The 24,672-nt window shown below is 37.1% G+C and carries 18 protein-coding genes; 11 read left to right on the forward strand and 7 right to left on the reverse strand.

Annotation, left to right across the window (positions count from 1 at the left end; genetic code table 11):
* Positions 1–171: 171 nt before the first annotated feature.
* Genes CGC57_RS12275 through CGC57_RS12295 form a run of 5 tightly spaced genes read right to left on the reverse strand, consistent with a single transcriptional unit; the run spans position 172 to position 3,770 of the window.
* A complete protein-coding gene (locus CGC57_RS12275; RefSeq protein WP_002678914.1) occupies positions 172–960 on the reverse strand; it encodes a zinc ribbon domain-containing protein in 789 nt (262 codons plus the stop codon).
* A gap of 2 nt (positions 961–962) precedes the next feature.
* The gene (locus CGC57_RS12280) at positions 963–2,060 is read right to left on the reverse strand and encodes a Nif3-like dinuclear metal center hexameric protein (RefSeq protein WP_095899344.1); all 1,098 of its coding nucleotides are present in this window, start codon (positions 2,058–2,060) and stop codon (positions 963–965) included.
* Positions 2,057–2,605, reverse strand: coding sequence for a tyrosine-protein phosphatase (locus CGC57_RS12285; RefSeq protein ID WP_095899345.1), 549 nt, complete (start codon positions 2,603–2,605; stop codon positions 2,057–2,059). Before CGC57_RS12285 ends, CGC57_RS12280 begins: the two co-directional genes overlap by 4 nt.
* Entirely contained in the window at positions 2,602–3,264 is a 663-nt protein-coding gene (locus CGC57_RS12290; protein ID WP_095899346.1) for a TrmH family RNA methyltransferase, read from the reverse strand. The genes CGC57_RS12285 and CGC57_RS12290 overlap by 4 nt, the downstream gene beginning before the upstream one ends.
* On the reverse strand, positions 3,261–3,770 hold the full coding sequence (locus CGC57_RS12295; RefSeq protein WP_095899347.1) for a GNAT family N-acetyltransferase: 510 nt from the start codon (positions 3,768–3,770) through the stop codon (positions 3,261–3,263). The genes CGC57_RS12290 and CGC57_RS12295 overlap by 4 nt, the downstream gene beginning before the upstream one ends.
* Positions 3,771–3,883: 113 nt before the next feature.
* Here CGC57_RS12295 and CGC57_RS12300 point away from each other — a divergent pair, with 113 nt between their 5' ends.
* On the forward strand, positions 3,884–4,645 hold the full coding sequence (locus CGC57_RS12300) for an ABC transporter ATP-binding protein (RefSeq protein ID WP_095899348.1): 762 nt from the start codon (positions 3,884–3,886) through the stop codon (positions 4,643–4,645).
* A 51-nt stretch (positions 4,646–4,696) separates the two neighbouring features.
* Here CGC57_RS12300 and CGC57_RS12305 read toward each other — a convergent pair whose 3' ends face one another.
* Positions 4,697–6,625 carry a leucine-rich repeat protein gene (locus CGC57_RS12305; protein WP_095899349.1) on the reverse strand — a complete coding sequence of 643 codons (1,929 nt, stop codon included), beginning with the start codon at positions 6,623–6,625 and terminating at the stop codon, positions 4,697–4,699.
* A 91-nt stretch (positions 6,626–6,716) separates the two neighbouring features.
* The gene (locus tag CGC57_RS12310) at positions 6,717–10,601 is read right to left on the reverse strand and encodes a response regulator (protein ID WP_095899350.1); all 3,885 of its coding nucleotides are present in this window, start codon (positions 10,599–10,601) and stop codon (positions 6,717–6,719) included.
* Between the two features lie 298 nt (positions 10,602–10,899).
* Between CGC57_RS12310 and CGC57_RS12315 the strand changes: the two genes are divergently transcribed.
* From CGC57_RS12315 to lipB, 10 genes are all read left to right on the forward strand, one after another.
* On the forward strand, positions 10,900–13,830 hold the full coding sequence (locus CGC57_RS12315; RefSeq protein ID WP_095899351.1) for a SusC/RagA family TonB-linked outer membrane protein: 2,931 nt from the start codon (positions 10,900–10,902) through the stop codon (positions 13,828–13,830).
* 18 nt (positions 13,831–13,848) lie between these two features.
* Positions 13,849–15,465, forward strand: a complete 1,617-nt coding sequence (locus CGC57_RS12320) for a RagB/SusD family nutrient uptake outer membrane protein (RefSeq protein ID WP_002678803.1) — start codon at positions 13,849–13,851, stop codon at positions 15,463–15,465.
* Between the two features lie 14 nt (positions 15,466–15,479).
* Positions 15,480–16,577, forward strand: a complete 1,098-nt coding sequence (locus tag CGC57_RS12325; RefSeq protein ID WP_002678729.1) for a substrate import-associated zinc metallohydrolase lipoprotein — start codon at positions 15,480–15,482, stop codon at positions 16,575–16,577.
* A gap of 7 nt (positions 16,578–16,584) precedes the next feature.
* The gene (locus CGC57_RS12330; protein ID WP_002678813.1) at positions 16,585–17,934 is read left to right on the forward strand and encodes a DUF4302 domain-containing protein; all 1,350 of its coding nucleotides are present in this window, start codon (positions 16,585–16,587) and stop codon (positions 17,932–17,934) included.
* Between the two features lie 139 nt (positions 17,935–18,073).
* The gene (pckA, locus tag CGC57_RS12335) at positions 18,074–19,657 is read left to right on the forward strand and encodes a phosphoenolpyruvate carboxykinase (ATP) (RefSeq protein ID WP_002678871.1); all 1,584 of its coding nucleotides are present in this window, start codon (positions 18,074–18,076) and stop codon (positions 19,655–19,657) included.
* Positions 19,658–19,822: 165 nt separating this feature from the next.
* Positions 19,823–21,238, forward strand: a complete 1,416-nt coding sequence (locus tag CGC57_RS12340) for a trypsin-like peptidase domain-containing protein (protein WP_095899352.1) — start codon at positions 19,823–19,825, stop codon at positions 21,236–21,238.
* Positions 21,239–21,646: 408 nt separating this feature from the next.
* Positions 21,647–22,111: a macro domain-containing protein gene (locus CGC57_RS12350; RefSeq protein ID WP_002678880.1), complete on the forward strand. Its 465-nt coding sequence runs from the start codon at positions 21,647–21,649 to the stop codon at positions 22,109–22,111.
* A gap of 29 nt (positions 22,112–22,140) precedes the next feature.
* Positions 22,141–22,614: a 23S rRNA (pseudouridine(1915)-N(3))-methyltransferase RlmH gene (gene rlmH / locus CGC57_RS12355; protein ID WP_002678660.1), complete on the forward strand. Its 474-nt coding sequence runs from the start codon at positions 22,141–22,143 to the stop codon at positions 22,612–22,614.
* A 446-nt stretch (positions 22,615–23,060) separates the two neighbouring features.
* Positions 23,061–23,936, forward strand: coding sequence for a KPN_02809 family neutral zinc metallopeptidase (gene ypfJ, locus CGC57_RS12360; RefSeq protein WP_095899354.1), 876 nt, complete (start codon positions 23,061–23,063; stop codon positions 23,934–23,936).
* Positions 23,914–24,612, forward strand: a complete 699-nt coding sequence (lipB, locus tag CGC57_RS12365; protein WP_095899355.1) for a lipoyl(octanoyl) transferase LipB — start codon at positions 23,914–23,916, stop codon at positions 24,610–24,612. Before ypfJ ends, lipB begins: the two co-directional genes overlap by 23 nt.
* The last annotated feature ends 60 nt before the right edge of the window (positions 24,613–24,672 follow it).

Genomic DNA, 24,672 nt, shown 5'->3' on the forward strand with positions numbered 1-24,672 from the left:
TTTAAATTTACAAGTGCTTCTTGAAAGCGCGCAAAGATAATACTTTCCTTTCATAAAAGCAAAAGATTTTAATAGATAGGAAGTAAAAGATAGAAGGTAAGAAGTGAAAAAAGCTGTTTAGTATTATACTAAACAGCTGATTTTGTGATTTTTGATTTTTATATTTCTTTATTAAGATGCTTTGAAACTTTTGAAGAGAGCTTCCATTTTTTCTTTTTCTTCTTCGGCTAAAGCAGCATCTACTAAAATACGTCCGCTATGTTCATCGGTGATTATTTTTTTACGAGAAGCAATTTCCACTTGAACTTGTGGAGGGATAGTGAAGAAAGAACCACCAGAAGCACCGCGCTGGATAGGTACTACTGCCAATTTATTCATTACACTGCTGCGGATGCGTTGGTAGGCTTTTAGCAAACGATCCTCTATTTTAGCTGCATATTCTTCAGCTTTTTCTTTAAGGAAGGCTTCTTCTTTTTCAGTTTCGGCTAATACCGAGTTGAGTTCTGCTTTTTTGTGTTTGAGATGGGCATCGCGTTGGGCTTTGCGTTCGTCTACTTGTTTGATAGCCTCTTTCTTTTGGTCAACTTGCGCTTTACCTTCTTTGATGCGTTTTTCAGCCAACTGTACTTCCAATTCTTGGAATTCAATTTCTTTAGACAAAGAAGTGTACTCGCGGTTGTTGCGAACATTTTTTTGCTGGGTAGTGTACTTTTTGATGAGGGCTTTAGCCTCTTCAATTGTTGCTTTTTTCTCAGCGATACCCGCTTGTAAAGCATCTAATTCTTCTTTGAATTTAGCGTGACGTTTTTTGAGTCCTTCTACCTCATCTTCAAGGTCAGATACCTCTAAAGGTAGTTCGCCACGAGTGTATTGCAACTCGTCAATTTTTGAGTCGATTAGCTGTAAATCGTACAGAGCTCTTAGTTTTTCTTCTACAGTAATATCCACTTTTTGTGCCATATTTACGAATAATATTTGATAGGATTGGTATCCACATTTGATATTGAGAGGGCAAAGGTAGGAAAAATTTTTGAAAGATAGTCAAATAAAAGTGATTTTATGTATTGTTCACTTTCAAAATGACCTATATCGGCAAGGAGAATTTGCCCTTCAGCCTTGAAAAATTCGTGGTATTTGAGGTCGGCTGTTATATAAACATCAGCTTTTGCACGTTTGGCATTTTCTATAGCAAAAGCACCACTTCCACCTAAAACTGCTACTTTTTTTACATCTTTACCAAGCAATGCCGAGTGACGCACTACACTCACTTGCATACGTTCTTTGAGGTAAGCTAAAAAATCTTTTTCGGGCATAGATTTATTAAGTTCACCTATCATTCCCATCCCGATATGTTGGTGTTCATTTTCGAGTGTATATATCTCAAAAGCTACTTCTTCATAAGGGTGATTTTGACGAAGAGCCTGCAATATTTGTCGTTGTAAGTGTTTAGGGAAAATCACTCCTATTTGGGTTTCATCTTCAGTATGGAATACATTAGGTTCGCCAATGGTAGGGTGAGAATCTTCATTTCCTTTATAAGTGCCTTTACCTTCAAGATTGAAGCTACACTCAGCATAGTTGCCTATTTTGCCTGCTCCGGCTGCAAAAAGAGCCTTGCGAAGGTTTTCGGCATCGGATTTTGGTACATAAGTGATGAGTTTTTGAATGGTATGAGGTTGAGGAATGAGAATGCGTCTGTTTTGTAATTCTAAACGATTGCAGATAGATGCATTTACTCCTAAGAACTGATTATCAAGAGCCGTGTGCATACTATAGATCGCAATTTGATGCTGAATGGCTTTCATCACCACACGTTCTACATAGTTTTTTCCTGTGAGAGATTTGAGTCCGCTAAAGATAATAGGGTGAAAACTCACAATAAGGTTGCATTTTTTGGCAATAGCCTCATCTACAACCGCTTCGAGAGTGTCTAAGGTAATGAGTACCCCTTTTACTTCAGCATTGGCATCACCTACTAATAAACCAACATTGTCAAACCCTTCAGCATATTGCAGAGGGGCGAGTTTTTCTAATTCTTGAATAATGTCTGTTACTTTCATAGCATTCCTAAATGTTTACGCACCTCTTTTACAGTGCTTTCAGTGAATAGTGCTTCTAAGTTTTTCCATACACTATGGTAGCCATAAGGACCATTAAGCATTTCTTTTTTAGCTTGTTCTATCGTCCAATTATGATAAATGATACGATACATTGCCACCATTATACCTGTGCGGTCGGCACCGTGATAACAATGGATTAGTACAGCTCCTTGTTTTTGGTGTTCGCGTATAATTTTCAGTGTTTGTGCTATTTCAGGAGCTTTGATACGCCAAGTGAGCAAAGGGTGATTGATGAGCTTGATATTATCGGAAGCGTTGAAAATCTTTTTGTCACCTGAACGGGTGAAATAGCGTAGATTTACAATTGATTTGATAGGAATATTCTTAATAATAGCCTTATCTTCAGTTACTAATTGTTCACTTCTGTAGAGCAAACTGTCCACTTTGTACAAATTAGCATCGGCGTGAATGAGCGTTGCCTTATGTTGTGACCATAGAGGTAGCAAAGCAAATAAAATAAAGCAAATTAGAAGTGTTTTTTTCATAAGGTATTTTTTATTTCTTCATATCGTGTAAGGACATCATCCACATTGCGAATTGATTGTTTTGTCCAGTGAATAAGCGTATTAAGGCGTTCGTTGTCGCTAAGTTGCCAAGCTACTTCACTGCGACGGAGTTTATCGGTGAGCTGTTGCAAGACAATAGCCACGGCTACTGAGATGTTTAAACTTTCGGTAAATCCGACCATTGGTATTTTTAAAAAAGTATCGGCTTGTGAAAGTACTTGTGCTGAGAGACCTTCTTTTTCAGTGCCAAAGAAGAAAGCACTTTTTTTAGTGATATCAAAATCGTTGAGAAAATAGGCGTCTTTATGCGGGGTAGTTGCTACTATTTGGTAACCTTGTGCGCGAAGGCTATCAATACAACTTTGAGTGTCGTTATAACGAAATACATCTACCCATTTTTGAGCTCCCATTGCTATTTTGGCATCAAGGCGTTTACCGAAGCGACCTTCAATGCTATGTGCTTGCTGCACGCCAAATACTTCGCAGGTACGCACAACAGCACTAGTGTTGTGCATTTGGAATACATCTTCCATCGCTACCGTAAAGTGATTGGTGCGCTGTGCTATAATCTCTAAAAAACGCTCTTTGCGCTCTTCAGTAATAAATCGTTCTAAGTAAGAAAGTAGTTTTTTGTTCATAATATTTTTTCAAAAGCTTTACGGGAACTTCCTCTGAAAGTAACTTCACTACAATACTGATAACCTAATTTCTCAAAGAGGTGTAACATAGGGGTATTGTCAAAATTGGTATCAGCGCGCAGAGAGTGAATGCCATTATCGCAAGTGAATTGTTCTATTTGTTGCAATAGTATTTTTGCTAAACCTCTTCCTAAATGATTAGGTGCAATAGCCACCCTATGAAAAACTACAAAATCGCCAGAGGTGAGCCATTTGCCTTTGATACGGGCATATTCGGGTTCATCGTTGATAAGCAAGGCACAATAACCTACTATTTCGTCATCTTCTACAAGTACATAGCCATAACCTTTGGCAATATCGTTCGCTATTACTTGTTCATTAGGGTAACCATCTTGCCACTGATTGCTACCTTCGGTTTTGCGACGCTGGATAGCAGCGGATAAGATTGCCCAAATGGCAGAAGCATCGGCTGGGGTTGCTACTTTGAGTTGTATTTTTTGGGTCATATTCAATTAGGTAATCAGGTGATAGTAGGTAGGTAACAGAGGGCAAAAATAGAAAAAACTTTGCTCATTGACAAATTTTCGCTAACTTGCCCCGCTTTTAAGTTTTTTATGTTATGAATACAACCCCCAATGCAATTGAGGTACAACACCTCAGCAAACAATATAAAGAATCTACAGTTCTTGCCTTGAATGATGTATCATTTGAGGTGAGGAAAGGAGAAGTTTACGGTATTTTAGGACCTAATGGGGCAGGGAAAACGACCCTAATGTCAATACTTTTTGGAAGTATTAAGCCTACAATGGGGAGTTTTACTATTGCAGGACTTACCTATAAAGACCCCTCTTTAAGATATAAAATAGGCGTTGTGCCGCAAGAATATGCATTATACCCCACACTTACCGCAAGAGAGAATTTACATTACTTTGGGAGCCTATATGGACTCAAAGGGAAGGAGCTAAAAGCAAAAACAGATGAAGCTCTTGAGCGTGTTGCTTTATCAGCTGTAGCCGATAAGAAGATTGCTCATTTTTCAGGAGGAATGAAACGCCGTATTAACTTAGTAGCGGGGATACTACATACGCCCGAAGTGCTTTTTTTGGACGAACCTACTGTAGGGGTAGATGTACAATCTAAAAACATAATCATTGATTATTTAAAAGAGTTGAATGCAAGAGGAATGTCGGTATTGTATACTTCACACCATTTACAGGAGGCGCAGGATTTTTGCGACCGCATAGGGATATTGAGTGAGGGGCAGTTGATAAAAGAAGATACTCCTGAAAACCTTATCAAAGAAGTACAAGCATTTAATTTAGAAGAAGCGTTTATTCAGGTAACAAATAAAGCCAGTGAGGGCTCACAGCTGGGTATGTGAGTAATAGGTAATAAAAAAAGCTACCATTTGGTAGCTTTTTTATTTTCAATTCTATTTGATAATATCTTTGTAATCTATATTTAGTGCTTTATAACTATCTACTTTTTGAGAGGGTACATAAATATTACGTAAGTGTGTTTGAATAAATGCCTTTTTATTTATACTAAAAGCAGTAGGGTTATGTGCAATTAGAGTGTGCAAATTCTTACATTGCATAAAGGCCTGATCTTCTATTTTATTTACTTTTTCAGGGAGTATAACAGTTGTAAGTTTATAACAACCTATAAAAGCTCTTTTACCGATAGTAGTAACACTTGAAGGAATATCTATATTTTGCAAATGATTACAATTAGCAAAAGTTTGTTCCTTTATTTCTGTAATCTGTGTAGTTTTATTTTCATCAGCTTCAACAGTTGTTAATCTAAAACATCCATTGAAAGCCTTAGCTCCTATACTTTTCACTTTGTTTCCAATGACAAAAGTTCTCAATTCATATGACACTTGCTCTCCATTAAAAGCTAATTCAGCTATATTTTCAACATCTTTTAACTTAGGGTCAGCGTTCATATCAATAAAATGAGTATTGGAATTTTTCCATTTTAGAAGTGTTTTGCCGTCAGGGCTAAGCTCATAATCGGTAGTGATTATTTGTTGTGCAGAGAGAGATATACCAGTAGAAGGCCAGCCAGTATTGGTTTTAGGTCCATAGAATATTTTAGCTTCGGTATCAATGTAGTAATCGCCTTCTCTACCAGTATTAACAGGCGGATTACCTTGGCCTGCATATATTTTAGAGCCGTCTTTACCAGGGAGTCCTCTTTCGCCTTGATCTCCTTGAACTTTTACTCCTGTATTTTCAGTTCCTATATACCAATAGCCATTTTTGATGTTTGGTTTAGGTGCATCAGCTCCATTTTGACCGTCATTACCTTTTTCACCTTTAGCTTTAGTGTTTGATTTTATGCCATTGATTACCCAGTAGCCATCATTATCAATTGTAATAATAGGAGTTGTACCATCTTTACCATTAGTTCCATTCTCGCCTTTATCTCCTTTTTCACCTTTGGCTTTAACATCAGTTTTTGTGCCATTGATTACCCAATAACCATTATTATCAATTGTAATGGTAGGAGTCGTACCATCTTTACCATTAGTGCCGTTCTCACCTTTATCTCCTTTTTCACCTTTGGCTTTAATATCAGTTTTTGTACCATTGATTATCCAATAACCATTATTATCAATAGAGATGATAGGGGTAGTCCCATCTTTACCGTTAGAGCCGTTTTGCCCGTCATTACCTTTATCTCCTTTTTCGCCTTTGGCTTTAACATCAGTTTTTATGCCATTGATTACCCAATAACCGTTATTATCAATAGAAATAGAGGGAGTTGTGCCATTTTGCCCGTCATTACCTTTGTCTCCTTTTTCACCTTTGGCTTTAACATCAGTTTTTATGCCATTGATTACCCAATAACCATTATTATCAATAGAGATAGTGGGAGTTGTGCCATTTTGACCATTAGTACCATTTTGACCATCATCACCTTTGGCTTTTACATTAGTTTTTTGACCATTTACTATCCAATAACCATCTTCAGAGATAGTAGGAGTAATGCCATTAGTACCATTAGTTCCTTGAGCTTTTACAGTAGTTTTAGTATTGCCTATATACCAATAACCATCATTTCCGATATGTGGAATAGGAGCATCTTGACCATTAGATCCTTTTTCTCCTTGTAACCCTCTAAGACTTACGGGGGTTCCCCAGCCTTCAGCAGTTTTAGGTCCGTATAGGTTTACGGAAGTAAGATCTATATAGTAATCGCCTACACTACCTATAGTAGCAGTAGGGACTGTAGCGCCTGAGAGGATAGTATTAGTACGCTCACGCTCTACAATACGTTCTTCTATAGTTTTAGTACATTGTACGGCTGTAAGACTAAAACTTATAAACATTGTTAAAAAAACAATCTTTTTCATAAATGTTAGAATGATAATAATCTTGAATTATTAATAAATGTTAAAAAACAAATTTATTACTATCATCAAAAAATGTGCCATAGTGATTTTTTTATTTGTTATTTCTGTACTCTCTTGGGCTTAACCCAGTAGCTAGCTTAAAAGCAGTGCTGAAATATTTAGATGAGTTGAAACCTATATCAGTAGCGATATCACTGATAGATAAATCGGTAGTTTTGAGGAGTTGACAAGCTACTTCTATACGGTACTTATTTAAATACTCGGCAATACCTAAACCTGTAATTTGTTTCATTTTGTTGTACAAGCTGGCACGACTCATCGCCATTGCTTCAGCTATATTATTAGCATCAAGGTCAATTTCGTTGTAGCGTTTTTTGATGAGCTGGTTGAGTTTCATTATAAATTGTTCGTCAGCATTACTAATGGTAGTGAGGGCAGGCGAGGGGAGGAGCACTTCTTTTTCGTATCGTTGCTTGATGAGTTCTTTCTGTTTAAGCAAATTACCTATCACTGATAGCAATAAGTCAATGTCAAAAGGCTTAGAAAGATAAGCATCAGCACCTAATTTATAACCTATTTTCTGACTCTCACCATCACTCTTAGCAGTAAGTAATATTATTGGTATATGACTGATGTTGAGCTGTTCTTTTACTTCTTTACACAACTGATATCCATTCATTATAGGCATCATCACATCGCTTATGATAAGGTCGGGTTGGTGAGTTTTTAAAAGCAATAGAGCTTCTTCTCCATTCACCGCTTTAAGCACATTCTTAAACAACGGACGTACTTCACTATAAAGATAGTTGAGGAAATCAGTGTTGTCATCTACTAAAAGTATACTGTATTGACTCATATCACTCACACTCACAGCAGTTTTTTCGGGTACTTGGGTATCTGTTTCTTCGTTGTCAAATTTCTCTAATACATTATTGCTATTAGTATAAGGTAATTCTACATAGAAAATAGTTTGATTTCCTTCATCATAAGCTCCTATTTTTCCGTCGTGTTTTTCTACTAATTCTTTACAATAAGCAAGACCTATACCACTGCCACCTTGCTGGTGTTTCCCTTGCTGAAAACGACTAAAGAGCTTGTTGGGATCTATGTTTTGAAGTCCGATACCTGTATTTTCTACTTGAAAACGTACTATTTCGGAAGTATGAGTGCTGCGTAGTCTTATAGTGGCTCCTTCATTGCTAAATTTTACGGCATTCATAAGTAAATTAGAGAGCACTACGCGTATTTTAGCTGTGTCAATAGCTATAGGTGGTAAGTTTTTGTCTAATTGTAGGTCTAATTGTATATGTTTGCTTTCAAATTCTTGTTCAAAATCCTTACTACAATCAGTGATAAGATGATTAAGGTCTGTATAGGTTTTAGAAAGTGTATTTTCTAATGAGGTAGAGCGATTGTAGTCTAATATCCAATTGATGATGTTTTTCATTGTATTGGCTTGTCTAAAAGCTCCTTCTAATTGTGTTTTTTGGGTAGGAGGAAGAGTGGAGGTATTGCTATCACTCAACAGTCGTTTCAAGGGAGCATAGATAAGTGTCAGAGGGGTACGTAGTTCGTGGCTTACATTCGTGAGAAACTGAATCTTATCTTCATTCAACTCTTGCTGATGAAGAGCAATTTGCCATTTCAGTTGTTGCTTTTTGCGGCGCAGATAGCCCCATATTACTCCTGCTGTGATAGCTAACAGCAACAAACCCACACTTACAAAAAACCAAGTCCGTTGATACCATACAGGTAATACTTCAAAAGAAAGCAAAGGTGTATCGGGAGTCCACGATCCATTTTGAGTCATACAAGCTACTGCTACTTGGTATTTTCCTACTGAGAGTAGTGAGATATCAAGACGGTTGTCATAAGTTTCAATAATAGAGGTTTGCTCTTTGTTCTTGATTTTGAAACGGAAGAGTAATCGGCGAAACATATCTTTTTCATTAAGTCCTACATTTATTTTTAGCGAATTGAAATAAGGAGGTATTTCCTTTGGAAAGTTGTGTGTGCTATATATTTTGCCGTTTAATTCAATGTTTTGCAAAAAGAGTAGAGGAGGAGTGTTTTCTCCAGAACGTATGGCTTTGTTGATTTTTGCTAATCCTCCCACTCCTGCCATATAGATGTAAGGAGAAGCTTTAGTCTGTACATAACCTGTAAGTACATCGTTAGGTAGAAAACCATCATTATCATCCCATATCATTATTTTTTTGTCGGGGATATGGTAAGAAAAGAGTACATTGCTAGCGTTTATCCATAAGCGTTGTGCATCATCTAATTGCATATAGCTGATTTGCCTAAAAAGGTTTTCGGTGGCTACATTCACAAGTTTTTTATTGGATAAGGTATAGCTAAAAAGCCCCTTATCAGTTGCAATCCAAAAGGTATTTTGAGTGCTATCATAACACACCGCACTGATGTTACACTCATTCTCTAAACTAAGAAAAAAAATTAGGTCAGGATGCTGTACATCCATTTGGTAAAGAGTGTTGCCTTTGCTAAGATAGAGAGTGTTACCTACTTCTGCTTTTAATTGTAGAGCTATTTTAGGAGCGACATTTGGGGCAAAAGATATTTTAGTAAACTGCTTGTTACTTAGTCGATAGAGATAGGTATTTTTAGCAGTGATAAGTATTAGATCATCGCTAATTCGGTATACAAAAGGAGTAAAGCCAGTGTGACATTCTTGCTGGTTAGTGGTTTCATCACGAAGCAGAAAAGGGGTGTACTTACGAGTGATAGTGTGGTATACAAAAAGCCCTTTGCTGTAGAGAGATATTAAAAGTTCGTTAGGCGAAAAGTAGGTGATAGATGATACCTTATCAGTATAAGTGTTTAGATGATGGGTGAATTGTTCTTTTTGAGGGTTGAAAGCATTAATTCCTCCGCCGTCTGTACCTATCCATAGTGTGCCATTAGGCGCTTCATAAAGGCTGATTACTGCTCGTTCAGAGAGTCCGTTATTACTACCTAAAGCACTGTCAGTATAGGTTTTGATATAGGTTTCTTTAAAAAGGAAAATACCATCACGTACAGTCCCTGCCCACATATTATGATTAGGATCTTCATAGAGAACAGTGATAGAGTTTACAGGGATAGAATGCACATTACCTGCACTATGTTGTATGTTGAAGAAACGTTGGTTAGCAAGATTGAATACTGATACCCCTCCACCATCGGTAGCAAGCCATATATTATTTTTATAAGGTTTGATATCTAAAATAATATCATTAGGCAGGGAACTATTTTGAGTGTGATAATGTCCTATAAATTCTCCTGAGAGGTGGTAGCGAAAAAGTCCTTTTTGAAAAACTGAAAATAAAACTTCTTTACGTTTACTATCGTAGTAAAGGCTGCTTAACGGACTGGCATTTTCGGTGATAAAAGCTTTTAGAAATTCATTTTTAAAAGAATAAAGATATAAGCCATCACTTTCAGTGCCAACTAAAACAGTATCATCATCTATAGGAAGTAGGTGTGTGATAAGACATTCTTTATCCTTAGCAAGAGTGTCTTTGCGTAGAGGTAAACGTTCAATTTTTTTAGAAGTGTAGTCATATTGATAGATAGCCGCATAACCTCCAAAATATACACCTTTTTTGGTCATACAGATAGAGAATAGTTGCTGGTTAATAATAGGTAGGAAAGTATCTTCATCTGGGTTGTAGCGCAATACACCTTTAGGGGTAATAGCCCAAAGATTTTGCTGCGTATCTTCTAAGAGCTGGAAAATATAGTCATCCATATATTTTTTTAGGTGGTTTCTATCTACTCTATTAATACCCTGCCTTGTTCCTATCCATAAAAGTCCTTTATGGTCGCGTACCATAGTAGTAACTCCTGATTGTGACAAACCGTGTTCTATAGAAATACGTTTAAAATAGTATTCAGTAGTGGGGTTTTGACTATGTCCCACTAATAAAAAAAAGAAACTTAATATTAAAAGAAAAGAAACTGGTAGTATTTTCATTATCATCTTCATTTATTTGGAGTGCAAAGGTAGTAATAATTTGTTAATTTGCAATTTAGTAGGTCTTACCTGTCATTGTTCTTTTGTTTTTTTAATAATATTCTCTAAAAGATTAAAACTTTCTATTTAATTCTACAACGAAAGTAGAGCAAACTTAAGTTCATTTCTTCTAATATCTATACTATTAACAGCTTTTGAGAAAAATAAAATTTTGGGTGTTAGGTTATTTTTATTTAAAATATTTGCATGGTTTCGTTTGATGTCGTATATTTGCGACCTCATACCACAAAAAGTTAATATGAAGGTACTAAATTTAAAAACACTCTTGCTGTTGTGCATTTTTGTACTTCTAGCTCAATGGGCTGCTGCCCAAACACGAACAGCTACTACTACTCAAACCACTACTCAGACTACTACTACAGCACAAGCTCCTATGAATACTAATACTCGAGGGGCTACTTCTATATCAGGTAGTACGAAGCCTCTATGGGTGCTCAATGGAGTAGTGTTAGAAGGTTCAATAGATCTCAAACCTGAGGATCTTGTGTCAGAAGATGCTAAAATGCTTATTGCTGCAGCTATACCAGGGCTTACTGCCGAAAGTATAGAGAGCTTTAAAGTGCTTAAAGATGCTTCGGCTACAGCTATCTATGGACAGCGTGCTATAGGCGGTGTGGTGGCGATTACCACTAAACGAGGTACTACGGGTGGTAGTAGTATTACTTATACTAATGAATCTACCTTTCGATTTATACCTACTTATGGGGAGTATAATATTATGAACTCGCAAGACCAAATGTCGGTGATACAAGAACTCATAAGAGGTGGGCACTTTAAGTCCGAAAACCAATCAATTACTGAAAATAAAGGAGTCATAGGGCGAATGTACGATTTGTTTTATGTATTAGACCGCAATGGTAATTCGGTAGTACCTAATACTGAAGCAGGGCGTACAGCTTATCTACAAGCTGCTGAACGCAGAAATACAAATTGGTTCAACAAACTATTTCAAACTAGTATAATGCAGAACCACACTCTTTCTTTTTCTTCAGGAACAGAGAAATCAACATATTACGCTTCTTTAAGTGCATTGTTCGACCCAGGATGGACAAAAGGAGACAAACTTAGTCAGTATTCAGGAAACCTAAATGCCAATTATAATTTATCTCCTAAGTTTAAACTTAATGTTATTTCAGATCTTTCCTATCAAAAACAAACTACCCCTAAGCAAGATATCTATGACTATGCTGTAACACACTCACGTAGTATGGACTCTAAGGAGTATTACGTAAATGATTTTGCTCCTTACAATATTTTCAACGAAATAGATAACGCTTATAAAAATATCAATATAGCCAACCTCAGACTACAAACAGAACTTACCTACAAGATTACTAAAAAAGTAGAAGCTACAATGATGGGGGCTATTAGATATTATACTAATCAACAAAATACAGAATATAAAGAAAACTCAAACTACGCACTATCGTATAGAGCAATGCCTAACTCATTAGTACGTAGCTATAATCCTAGACTCTATGATGATCCTAATGACCCTTACGACCTACCTAGTGTAGTATTACCTGAAGGAGGAATACGTGAGCGAAGAGATCGTACTATTACCAGTAACCACTTCCGTGCAACATTGCGTTATAATGATAGTTTTAAAGGAGGACTTCATAATGTATCGCTATATGCTGGAGCAGAAATGGATAACTACAAAAGTACCGATGATAAAAACCAAAACTATGGAGTACTATTTAGTTCTGGTAATTATAGCTATTATACCTATTTGTTTTTTAAAAAACTACAAGAGGAAAATAGTACTTACTATAGTATCTACAATACAACAAATAACTATCAAGCATTCTTCACTAATGGTAGCTATACTTTCGGTAATCGTTATACTATAAATGGAACTTTGCGTTATGATGCTTCTAACAAGTTTGCTGAATCGCGCTATATACGCTGGATGCCTACTTGGAACGTAGGGGTGAATTGGAATGTAACTAATGAAAAATTCTTTGATAAGCTAAAACCTCTTTCTCATTTATCGTTCAAAGCCTCTTTTGGGGTAACAGCTATTTCACCATCAGTGAGCAATTCACTCTCTCAAATTTACACTAATATGCCTTGGCGCAACTCTTCTAAACGCGAAATTGGATTGAACATAGTGGATAATGCTAATCATGACCTTACCTATGAAAAAAACCAAGAGTTAAACCTAGGTACTCAGTTTGGATTGTTTAACAATCGTATTAATATATCAGCTGAATGGTTTAATCGCAGAAGTTATGATTTGATAGGTAACATCGTAACACAAGGGGTAGGGGGTACTATTACCAAGAAGGGAAATATGGCAGAGTTACGTATACACGGAGTAGAACTCGGATTAGAAACTACTAATTTCAAAACCAAAGATTTTAGTTGGAAAACCTCATTCATCTACTCACGTTCTAAAAATGAGATAACCAAACTGCTAACCAATCCTACTGTACGCAATATGATAGGTTACTCAAGTAGTTCTAAATCAGTAGGAGGATTTGCCAAAGAAGGTTATCCACTCCGTTCTATTTTTTCAGTGCCTTTCAATGGATTGAATGATAAAGGATTGCCCACATTCTTAGATGCTAATGGCAATAGCACAGTAAGTGGAATCCGTTTTGACAATCGCAATGTAGATTTCTTAGAATATTCAGGTACACTCATTCCTACCGATAAAGGTAGTTTTAGCAACTATTTTACCTATAAAGGGATTTCATTAGGTGTTGTGTTTACTTATTCTTATGGTAATGTGGTACGTTTGCGTAAACTTACAAATTCGTACAACGACTTTTGGGTAGCACCTCGTGAACTAAACAATCGTTGGCAGTATCCTGGTGATGAGCATCGTACTAATATACCTGTACTCTACACTACTTATATGTATGACCTTTACGGTGGGTATAACAACATCATACAGGCTTATAATACTTATGATTACTCTAATGTTCGTATAGCTAAGGGCGATAATATAAGATTGAAAGAAATTTCTATAGGCTACACTTTTGATAGAGATTTTCTAAAGAGAAATAAATTACGCCAACTCAGTATGAAGCTACAAGGTACTAATCTTGCCTTGCTTTACGCCGATAAAAAACTAAATGGCGATGATCCCGACTATTTAGCTAATGGTTATTCGCCTATCGCTGCTAAACGACTTATTTTTACCTTACGAGTAGGACTTTAATTTTTAAATACAAAAGAAATGAAAAAAACATATATATTAATAGCTGTCTTAATACTAACACTTACTGCTTGTAATTCATTACTTGATGAGCTACCCGATAACCAAGTGCGTATTGATACTCCCGAAAAAGTAAGAAGGGTAGTTACAAATGCATATCCTACTGCTAGTACAGCAGTAGTAAGTGAATTGTCGTCAGATAATATAGCTGATATAGGTACAATAATATCCTATTCGAATTTCTTAAGCCAAGAATCTGCTTATTGGCAACGTATACAAGAATACTCTGACTCCGATGGACTTCAGAATATTTGGACAAGCCACTATAAGGCTATCAATCATGCAAATACCGCTTTGGAAGCAATTGAAAAAATGGGTAACCCCGAAGCTACTAAAGCTAGTAAAGGGGAAGCCTTAGTAGCAAGAGCTTATGCACACTTTTCGTTAGTTAATCTTTTTTCTAACCCCTATAATCCCACTACAAGTGCTACTGATTTAGGTATTCCTTATATGTTAGTTCCTGAAACAGAATTAGATGGTAGATATAGTAGAGGAACAGTAGCTCAAGTATATGCACAAATAGATGCCGACCTAACTGCGGGTCTGCCCTTGATAGATGATAGCAGTTATGAGATGCCTAAGTATCACTTCAACAAGAAAGCGGCCTATGCTTTTGCTGCACGTTTCTATCTGTATTATCAACAATGGCAAAAAGCCTTAGATGCTGCTAATGTAGTGCTTACTACTAATAACAATACTACTAAAAATATGTTGCGTAATTGGCAAGATTTTAGAGATGCTACCAAAACTGGAGGTACTGATATAGAGAAATTTGCTATTTATTATACCCGTGAAGATGAGACAGCCAACTTAATGTTGCATCCAGTTATTTCAGTGATTTCAACATCGTATTTTTCAACCTCTAACGCTAGACGATTTATTCACAATCATCGTATAGCAGGTGAGACATTAGCAACTACTAATCTATGGGATAAACAAGGTAATTCAGGCAAACCTAACTACGGCTATGAATTCTACTGGTTCACTCCTTTTGATGTGTTTGATAACAGACGTGATGCAGTAATCTATGGCAAGTTCCCCACATTCAAAGACAATAGTACTCGTACAATAATGATACCTTTTACTACTGATGAAACCTTATTGGTGAGGGCTGAAGCCAAAGTGCTTTTAGGGCAGTATGATAGTGCCATAACCGACTTGAATATGTTTACCTCTAAATTTATTCAGCAAACCACTATCAATGGTTATACTAGCAGCAATACAGTAACGAAAGCCGAAATCGTAGATTTTTATAATGGTATAGCCTACTCAGAAAGTACGGTAAATGGAGCTACTCAAAAAAAGCATCTTAGTCCTTCATTTACTATCAGTAGCGATGGAGTACAAGAGCCTCTATTGCACTATGTACTACAGTGTCGACGTGTACTTACTTTAGGAGAAGGTTTGCGTTGGCAAGATGTACGCCGCTATAATATAGAAGTAGCCCGTTATCAGAACGACAACTCAAATCGTAATGATGCTACTGTGAAAGCAGTATTACCTGCTAATGATTTGCGAAGAACAATTCAGCTGCCCGATGCAGTAATAGGCAAAGGAATGCAAGCAAACCCAAGATAACAAAAATATAAACTATGAAAAAAATACTATACATATTTTTAGCCTTATCATTTTTAGGCTGTGATAATGATGACAAACTTGCTGATGAGAGTGTTATTATTCGCAATGGAGAAGAGAGCCAAAGTTTGAATCTACAAAATGATTTGGACAAGTATTTAGATGAGACTTTTGCTAAACCGTATAACATACAGATATTATACCGTTTTTTGGAACGAGAAATCAGTAGAATTTATACTTACACACCTACTAAATACAACAAAGCAATAGAGTTTGCTAATGTGTTCAACTATCTATTTATAGAACCTTATGTAAAGCTTACCTCTAAACCTTTTATGAAAGAGCATTCATTCAATACTCTTATTCTAATAGGGGAGCCTGCATTTAACCCTACAGGTACTAAGTTAGTAGGACTTGCTGCGGCAGGTATAAAAATACACCTAACTGATATAAACCACTTAGAGCCTAATAATATCTATTGGTTGAACGACAATATCTTGGCTACCCTCTACCACGAGAATGCTCATACTTGGCATCAAGCAAAGTTATATACTACCGATTATGAAAAAATATCTGCAAGTGATTACAAGAACGATCGCTGGGTAAACGAGTGGAACTTAAATACTAAGAACTATCTAAGAGCAGGCTTTATAACTGCGTATTCAAGTTTTGACCACGATGAGGATTTTGTAGAACTATTAGCACGTTACATAGTCTACTACAACGCTACTTTGGATTGCAATTGTGCTACTACCGATAGTAGTTTAGATACTAATGGCGATGGTTTTAACGATGCTTTATATACCGCTTGGAAAGCTAAATTCAGCAACTATGGTAATCTCATTTCAGAAGATTATACGCCTTATGAATCAACTAGTGTATGGGAAGAGGTACTGAAAAAAGCAGATAGAAAAATAAGACCTACTGAAACATATACAGGCAAACAGAAAATAGAACAAAAAATAGCCATAATGAAAAAATACCTACAAGACGAATGGAATATCAATCTTGATGAACTACGTGCCGAAATACGTAGCAGATATCCTTACGTAGCAGGTAAGACCTTTGATGGCGTACCCGTACAAAGAAAAGATTTCACCCGATTAACACGTTAATACAACAATGAAAAAATATATATTCTTATCACTCTCATTTCTCATCTTTGTAAGCTGTAATTATAAAGAGGAAGAGACTTTTGAGCAAAAGGCTTCAGAGCGTACTGTAAACTCACTCAATAGTTACAAAAAGACTTTAGAAAATGATAGCTATTGGCTGCTGACTTACTATCCTGAGCAATACCGTGTAGGTTATTGGGTATATCCCTATCAACCAGAGGTCTTTGCTACCGATAAAGATTTTCCAAAAGCCCACAGAAGTATAGGAGGCTACAATTTTTTGATAAAGCTGAAAGATGGTCAAGTAACAGCTTCATCAGAAGCAAGTTATACTAATGATGAAGAAACTTCATACTTTTCGTATGACATAACTGAAGGTCCTACTATTAGTTTTGATACTTTTAATAGTGTATTGCATCATTTCCGATTTGTCTCATCGTCATTTCCTAATGCTCGTGGAGGTGAAACCGACTTTATAGTTCTAAAGTACGAAAATGATACCTTTACTTTGCGAGGTCGTACCTCTAACAATATTATGACCTTGAAAAAATTCACAGGTGATAGAGAAACCTATTTGAATAAAATACGTGATAATAGCACTACTCTTCAGTACAAAGGTCTTTCTCCTATAAATGTAGGAGGCACTGAGGTAACCCTTAAATTATTTCCTAGTTATAGGCAGCTCACTTTTATATATGACAACAATCAAAAATATGTACAATCAGCTTTCATCATTACTGAAAAAGGTATTAAATTGTATGAACCTATAAACATTAATGGGGTAACCTTTGATGAATTTTATTTTAATCAAGGTAAAACTGCCTTAGTAACCACTGATGGAAACATAACCACTAACTTTGTGAACTCTCCTATCACTATCAGTAGTAATGCTTTATATGTAACTTTTGATACATATAACGCTTCTGAAAAAATAATGGATATTTTCAACAAGGCTAAGAGAGCAGTAGAACAATCAAAAAACAAAACCCACACCCTACTGAATTATATCAGGTTAGTAAATATAATGGGGAATGATCAACAACAAACAGCAGGAATGCACGCTTACGTAGCTGAAAAAAATAATCTTGATAATACAAGTAGTGTATACTATGAAATGGACTTTGTAGGCGTTGCTAATAATGCTAATGAAGAACAAGTTGAAATTCTTATAAAAGATATGCCTAATGAAGGTGATAGCACTTACAAAAATAGTCTTTACTACTACAGAGAAGCAGAACGATTATTTTTAGACTTAGCTAAGTTAGGTCCTTATAAAAAATCAGTTTATAACGCTAATTACACATATCTAATAAGCGTGAAAGACCCTGATATTTGGTTTTTAGTATATACCCCTTAAAAAATGTTAAAAATATTTTTTTATTACAATTTTTATGCGTACATTTGCAGCGTTTTTCAGAGGAACTTTTACCTTGTCTAAAACTCAAAAAACATAAGTTAGTAAATTATAGAATTTTAAATAAAAAATTTAAGACATTATGAGTAAACCAAAAACACTTTCCGTTGATAAATACGGAATTAAAAACGCTAATGTTCGTTACCAATTGTCTGCTGACGAACTTCACCAAGAAACTTTGGACAAAAAATTAGGTGTTGAAGCATCTTCTGGAGCTATCGCTATCAACACAGGTGAGTTTACTGGTCGTTCTCCTAAAGACCGCTTCATCGTAAAAGATGATATCACCAAAGATCGCGTATGGTGGGGTAACATCAACATCCCTTTCGAACCTGAAAAATTCGATAAACTATACGAAAAAGTAGTAGCTTATCTTTCAAGTAAAGAAATTTACGTTCACGATGGCTATGTTTGCGCCGACCCTAAATACCGCACCAATATCCGTACTATTACTGAACTTCCTTGGAGCAACCTTTTCGCCTTCAATATGTTCTTACGTGTAGAAGATAGCGAACTCGCTTCTTTCAATGAAGATTGGTTAGTTGTTAATGCTCCTGGTTTCAAAGCTGACCCAGCTGTAGATGGCACTCGTCAAGCTAACTTCGCAATCCTTAACTTTACTAAAAAAATCGCCCTAATCGGTGGTACTGGTTATACCGGCGAAATTAAAAAAGGTATTTTCTCTGCTATGAACTTTGAATTGCCTGTGTTCCGCAACACTATGCCAATGCACTGTTCTGCTAACGTTGGTAAAGACGGCGATACTGCTATCTTCTTCGGTCTTTCTGGTACTGGTAAAACTACCCTTTCTGCTGACCCTAACCGCCACCTTATCGGTGATGACGAACACGGTTGGACTCCTGAAAATACCGTATTCAACTTCGAAGGTGGTTGCTACGCTAAAGTAGTAGACCTTACCGCTGAAAAAGAACCTGAAATCTTCGCCGCTATCAAAAAAGGTGCTATCCTCGAGAACGTAATTATGGATGATAAAGGTGTTGTTGATTTTGCTCGCACTGATATCACTGAAAACACTCGTGTTTCTTATCCTATCTATCACATCGCTAATATCCAACCAGGTTCAATAGGTCATAACCCTAAAAACATCTTCTTCCTTACTTTTGATGCTTATGGTGTATTGCCTCCAATCTCTAAATTGACTCCTGAACAAGCTGCTTACCAATTCGTTTCTGGTTATACTTCTAAAGTTGCTGGTACTGAGGTAGGTATCACTACTCCTCAAAAAACTTTCTCTGCTTGCTTCGGAGCAGCCTTTATGCCTCTTCACCCAGCTGAATATGGAAAACGTTTGGCTGAAAAAATCAAAGAAACTGGCGTAAACGTATGGTTGGTAAACACTGGTTACAACGGTAAAATGAAAAGATGCAGCTTGAAAGATACCCGCGCTCTTATCACTGCGGCTCTTACTGGCAAACTTAACAACGTTGAGTACAAAGAATTACCTATCTTCGGTTTCAAAGTACCTCAATCTTGCGAAGGTGTTTCAGATCAAAGCATCTTGAACTCAGAAAACACTTGGGACGACAAAGCTCAATTCAGCGCTAAACTCAAAGAATTGGCTGAATCATTTGTACAAAACTTCAAAGATAAAAAATTCGCTGAAGGTGCAAGTGCTGACGTCCTCGCTGGTGCTCCTAAATTGTAATTTAACTTTAAAGGACATAGTTTGAAAAAGGCTGCTTCCCATCGGGAGCAGCCTTTTTCTATCTCTTATTTCCTGATACCTAATACCTGAAACCTGTCCCTAACTTTGGCATAGTTGTTGCCTAATCATTTTATGATATAAAAACAAATTAGTAAAACAAAGAATATGATGAAAAATTATGTAACAATGATAGCTACTGCCTTCCTTGGTGGAGCTATGACCTTAGGAGGGTATAAACTCTTTATAGATAAACACGACGCTAAACAAGAGGCACTTGATTTGCTCTCGCGTCCTGCTTTGGTACAAACGAATCACACTACTCCTCAAAGAACAGTAGCAGGTGAAACCAACTTTGTGGAAGCAGCTAACAAAACGGTAAATAGTGTTGTGCACGTAAAGAACACTGTAAAATCACAGGGAGGCGTAACTTCTATCTTCGATCTCTTTTATGGTAATGGCGGAGGTGAGCAAACCCAAGTAGGTACCGGTTCTGGGGTTATCATTACCCCTGATGGTTATATAGTTACCAATAATCACGTGATTGCGAATGCTACTACTTTGGAGGTTACCCTTAACAACAATAAAACTTATACTGCTAAGCTTATAGGCACAGATGCTTCTTCGGATATTGCCTTACTGAAAATAGAAGCCGATGAAAAACTACCTTTTCTTACTTTTGCCGACTCCGATAATACTCAAGTAGGAGAATGGGTGCTTGCGGTAGGGAATCCTTTTAACTTAAATTCTACCGTTACCGCGGGAATTATTAGTGCAAAAGCACGTAACATCAGTGAACTTGGTAGCGATAAAATAGAATCTTTTATACAAACTGATGCTGTGGTAAATATGGGGAATAGCGGCGGAGCTTTGGTAAATCTCAATGGTGATCTTATTGGTATCAATACTGCAATCTCATCTACTACAGGGGTATATATGGGCTACTCGTTTGCAGTGCCTAGTAATATCGCTAAGAAAGTGGTGGAAGACCTGATAGAGTACGGGAATGTACAACGTGGGGTGATGGGTGTACGTGGACAAGCATTAGACTCCGAAGTAGCTAAGAAACTCAATGTAAAAGAAACAGAAGGATTCTATGTAGATTCAGTAGACGATGAGTCAGGAGCTGGTAGTGCTGGACTTAAAAAAGGTGACATCATCAAGCAAATTGACAACGTGAAGATACATAAATACTCTGATCTTAGTGGTCACATCGCTTCCAAACGTCCTGGTGATATGCTAAAAGTAATTTATGTACGAGAAGGTAAAGAACGTACTGCTAATATTACTCTCAAGAAAAACACTACTTATGTAATACAATCCTTAGGTTTGGAAGTGAAAAACCTTTCAGAAGCCGACCAAAAACGTTTTAAAACTAAAAGCGGAGTAAAGGTTACCGCTGCAGGTCAGTTCTATGAGTACAACAATATCAATATAGTAGGAAAAGTGTTGCTTTCAGTGAATGGAAAAACCATTAAAGATGTAGATGAATTGAAAAATATAATGTCTAATCTTTCTTCACGTAATCGCAACTCGTTAGAATTCCTAAACGAAAGAGGAGAAAAAGAAAGATTCTTCTTCTAATAAATATTCAATGAAGTTGTCCGAAAAGTCTCAAAATCGTATTTGCATCCCTATCTTTGCCAAAGTTTCTTGCTCGTATGGATCGTACCTTTGCCAAAGTTGATTATCTTGATAATCAATCACTTTTAGAGCCTTTTGAATAAGAGTGTTTTACAAATACCCTTACAAATAGAACTTTTCGGACATCCTCATATAATTACCCCTCCTCCAGCTCGTCAGCCTCGTCCAACTTGTCCGCCTCGTCTGCCTTGTCCGCTTCGTCCGACTTGTCAGCCTCGTCCGAGTTCCTCCGAGTTCCTCCGAGATTTTCCAAGCCCCTCCAAGTCTCTCCAAGTCTCTCCAAGCCCTCCAAGTCCCTCCAAGATTTTCCAACTCTCTCAAATCTCATAATAATAAAAAAAATCAACAATGATACACTATTTAAAAGCCGATGCTACGGCACCACAAACCGAAGGTAACATTATCATCACCCATATTTGTAATGATATAGGTGCTTGGGGTAAAGGTTTTGTGTTAGCACTTTCCAAACGCTGGAAAACACCTGAAAAGCAATATAAACAATGGTATAAACAAGGCGAAGGTTTCGCTTTGGGTGCAGTGCAGTTTGTAAAAGTAGAAAGTGATATATGGGTTGCTAATCTCATTGGGCAACATAAAATATATAAAGATGAGAACGGCAATCCCCCCATTCGTTATGAAGCAGTGAAAAAAGCCTTACAACAAGTAGCCAATTTTGCTCTTGAAAACAATGCCAAAGTACAAATGCCCCGCATAGGTTGCGGATTAGCAGGAGGTACTTGGGATAAAATCGAAGCTATTATCAATGAAACCCTTTTAGAAAAAAATATAGAAGTATTTGTCTGCGACTTATAATTTTTCACTATTCACTTTTCACTTAACCGATGAATATCAAACTTATAGCAGTAGGAAAAACCGATAATTCAGCCTTACAAGAGCTCATCACCACCTACGAAAAGCGACTTTCGTACTACATCAATTTTGAATTGCAACTTTTGCCTGATATTAAGAATAGCAAATCACTATCAGAAGAACAACAAAAAACAAAAGAAGGCGAACTGATTCTCAGTAATATAGCCTCTTCTCATCATTTGATACTCTTAGACGAACGTGGCAAAGAGTTTACTTCAGTAGCTTTTGCCGATGAATTGCAAAAGAAAATGAATGCCGGTATCAAGCAGCTCACTTTTGTGATTGGCGGACCTTATGGTTTTTCAAAAGAAGTATACGACCGTGCTAATGGTAAGCTCTCGCTATCCAAACTCACATTTTCACACCAAATGATACGCCTATTTTTTGTAGAACAACTCTACCGTGCTTTTACAATTCTCAAAAACGAACCCTATCATCATCAGTAATCTAAATTTCTCAAAACAACACTCCTTCTTCCATCCGACTCGTCTGACCTGTCTGACTCGTCCAACTCGTCCGACTTGTCCAACTCATCCGACTTGTCTAACTCGTCTAAATCCCCAGCGATTCTCCGAGATTCTCTAAGTCTCTCCCTCCCCCCTCATCACTACACTTTACTAAAGTTTCTTGCCCGTGCGGCTCGTCCCCCCACAATTCTTCCACGACATTTGTATTTAAGATAATAGGTTTATACTTTATTATCAAACTACAAAAAATAGTAGGAAATATTAGATATTTTTTAAGTCACTTTTGCGGATTGCCCCCCTTCCTCTCGGAAGGGGAACGGGGGTAGGCTTTTAAATGCAAATGCCTCACAATTCTCCCCCGCAAATTGGCAAATTCACAAATTATTACTACATTTGCCCCCGAAAACTCAAAATAAGAAAAAACTATGAAATGGGAAGGAAGACGTCAAAGTAGCAATGTTGACGATCGCCGTGGTATGCGCGGCAAAGGCGGACTTATCGCTGGCGGTGGTATCGTCGGTATCATCGTTGTATTATTGCAACTATTTGGTGGCGAAACAGGACAACAAGTAGCCTCTGTTGTAAACCAAGTAGCAGGTGGTAACCAAACACAACAAGCAGTAGAACGTGTAGAACTCACTGCCGAACAGAAAAAAATAGGCGAATTTACTGCCACAGTACTCGCTGATACCGAAGATGTTTGGGAAAAAGTATTCTCTCAAAATGGATTAGGTACCTATAAAAAAACTACCTTAGTACTCTTCACCGAAAATGTCAGCACCGGTTGCGGTAATGCTACGGCAGCTGTAGGTCCTTTTTATTGTCCTGCCGACCAAAAGCTCTATATGGATATGGACTTTTTTGAAGAACTCAAATCTCGATTCGGAGCTAAAGGCGGCGACTTTGCCATCGCTTACGTGATGGCTCACGAGGTGGGGCATCATATTCAAACGCTCTTGGGTATCTCTCAGCAAGTACGCCAAAAACAACAAGGGCTCTCCAAGGCTGCTGCCAATAAATGGTCAGTAGCTCAAGAGTTGCAAGCCGATTTCTATGCAGGGGTTTGGGCGCACCATAATCAAAAATATTTGGATACCGATGATATCGACGAAGCACTTAGTGCCGCAAATGCTGTAGGTGATGATGCTATACAAAAACGTATGCAAGGACACGTAGTCCCCGATTCCTTTACTCACGGTACTTCTGAACAACGAAAATATTGGTTTACCAAAGGCTATAATACTGGCGACATCCGTCAGGGTAATATTCAAACTATTTATGAACAAACAAGTAATCGTTAGAGATTTAGGCAATAAAGACTATAAAGAAACTTGGGACTACCAAGAAAACCTCTTTCAAAAAATTGTCGATCAGAAAATAAATAACCGAGCTAATAACACTCTCTTACCTACCGATAATTATTTTCTCTTTGTAGAGCACCCTCACGTCTATACCTTGGGTAAAAGCGGACATATAGAGAATTTGCTTATTGATGAAGAAGGATTAAAGAAAAAAGGAGCTACTTTCTATAAAATTAATAGGGGAGGGGATATCACCTATCACGGTCCTGGTCAAATTGTAGGCTATCCTATTTTAGATTTAGATAACTTTTTTACTGATATCCACAAGTACCTCCGCTTTTTAGAAGAAGTGATCATTCGCACTCTTGCCGAGTATGGTCTCAAAGCAGAGCGCAGTGAAGGTGAAACAGGCGTTTGGCTAGATGTAGGAACTCCTTTTGCTCGCAAAATTTGTGCAATGGGTGTCCGCTGTTCCCGTTGGGTAACGATGCACGGATTTGCCCTAAATGTAAATACTGATTTAGGATATTTTGATAATATTATCCCTTGTGGAATTCGCGGTAAGGCAGTAACCTCACTAAATGTAGAATTAGCCAAAGATAAAGTCGATATAGCCGAAGTAAAATCGCATATCCTAAAGCATTTCAAAGAAATGTTTGAAGCTGAATTGATATAAAAAGTTACCTTAATAACTTAAATGTAGAAGATGTTTTCTCATCAAAAAGGTAGCTTTTGC

It is taken from the genome of Capnocytophaga sputigena (genome assembly GCF_002302495.1).
Taxonomy (GTDB): Bacteria; Bacteroidota; Bacteroidia; order Flavobacteriales; family Flavobacteriaceae; genus Capnocytophaga; species Capnocytophaga sputigena.

Excerpts from the sequence above, each read along its gene's own strand:
- CGC57_RS12280 (WP_095899344.1), bottom strand. The coding sequence starts at position 2,060 with ATGAAAGTAACAGACATTATTCAAGAATTAGAAAAACTCGCCCCTCTG.
- rlmH (WP_002678660.1), top strand. The coding sequence starts at position 22,141 with ATGAATATCAAACTTATAGCAGTAGGAAAAACCGATAATTCAGCCTTA.
- CGC57_RS12310 (WP_095899350.1), bottom strand. The coding sequence starts at position 10,601 with ATGAAAATACTACCAGTTTCTTTTCTTTTAATATTAAGTTTCTTTTTT.
- CGC57_RS12315 (WP_095899351.1), top strand. The coding sequence starts at position 10,900 with ATGAAGGTACTAAATTTAAAAACACTCTTGCTGTTGTGCATTTTTGTA.
- CGC57_RS12340 (WP_095899352.1), top strand. The coding sequence starts at position 19,823 with ATGATGAAAAATTATGTAACAATGATAGCTACTGCCTTCCTTGGTGGA.
- CGC57_RS12305 (WP_095899349.1), bottom strand. The coding sequence starts at position 6,625 with ATGAAAAAGATTGTTTTTTTAACAATGTTTATAAGTTTTAGTCTTACA.
- CGC57_RS12295 (WP_095899347.1), bottom strand. The coding sequence starts at position 3,770 with ATGACCCAAAAAATACAACTCAAAGTAGCAACCCCAGCCGATGCTTCT.
- CGC57_RS12330 (WP_002678813.1), top strand. The coding sequence starts at position 16,585 with ATGAAAAAATATATATTCTTATCACTCTCATTTCTCATCTTTGTAAGC.
- CGC57_RS12300 (WP_095899348.1), top strand. The coding sequence starts at position 3,884 with ATGAATACAACCCCCAATGCAATTGAGGTACAACACCTCAGCAAACAA.
- pckA (WP_002678871.1), top strand. The coding sequence starts at position 18,074 with ATGAGTAAACCAAAAACACTTTCCGTTGATAAATACGGAATTAAAAAC.
- CGC57_RS12285 (WP_095899345.1), bottom strand. The coding sequence starts at position 2,605 with ATGAAAAAAACACTTCTAATTTGCTTTATTTTATTTGCTTTGCTACCT.
- CGC57_RS12350 (WP_002678880.1), top strand. The coding sequence starts at position 21,647 with ATGATACACTATTTAAAAGCCGATGCTACGGCACCACAAACCGAAGGT.
- CGC57_RS12275 (WP_002678914.1), bottom strand. The coding sequence starts at position 960 with ATGGCACAAAAAGTGGATATTACTGTAGAAGAAAAACTAAGAGCTCTG.
- CGC57_RS12320 (WP_002678803.1), top strand. The coding sequence starts at position 13,849 with ATGAAAAAAACATATATATTAATAGCTGTCTTAATACTAACACTTACT.
- CGC57_RS12290 (WP_095899346.1), bottom strand. The coding sequence starts at position 3,264 with ATGAACAAAAAACTACTTTCTTACTTAGAACGATTTATTACTGAAGAG.
- lipB (WP_095899355.1), top strand. The coding sequence starts at position 23,914 with ATGAACAAACAAGTAATCGTTAGAGATTTAGGCAATAAAGACTATAAA.
- ypfJ (WP_095899354.1), top strand. The coding sequence starts at position 23,061 with ATGAAATGGGAAGGAAGACGTCAAAGTAGCAATGTTGACGATCGCCGT.
- CGC57_RS12325 (WP_002678729.1), top strand. The coding sequence starts at position 15,480 with ATGAAAAAAATACTATACATATTTTTAGCCTTATCATTTTTAGGCTGT.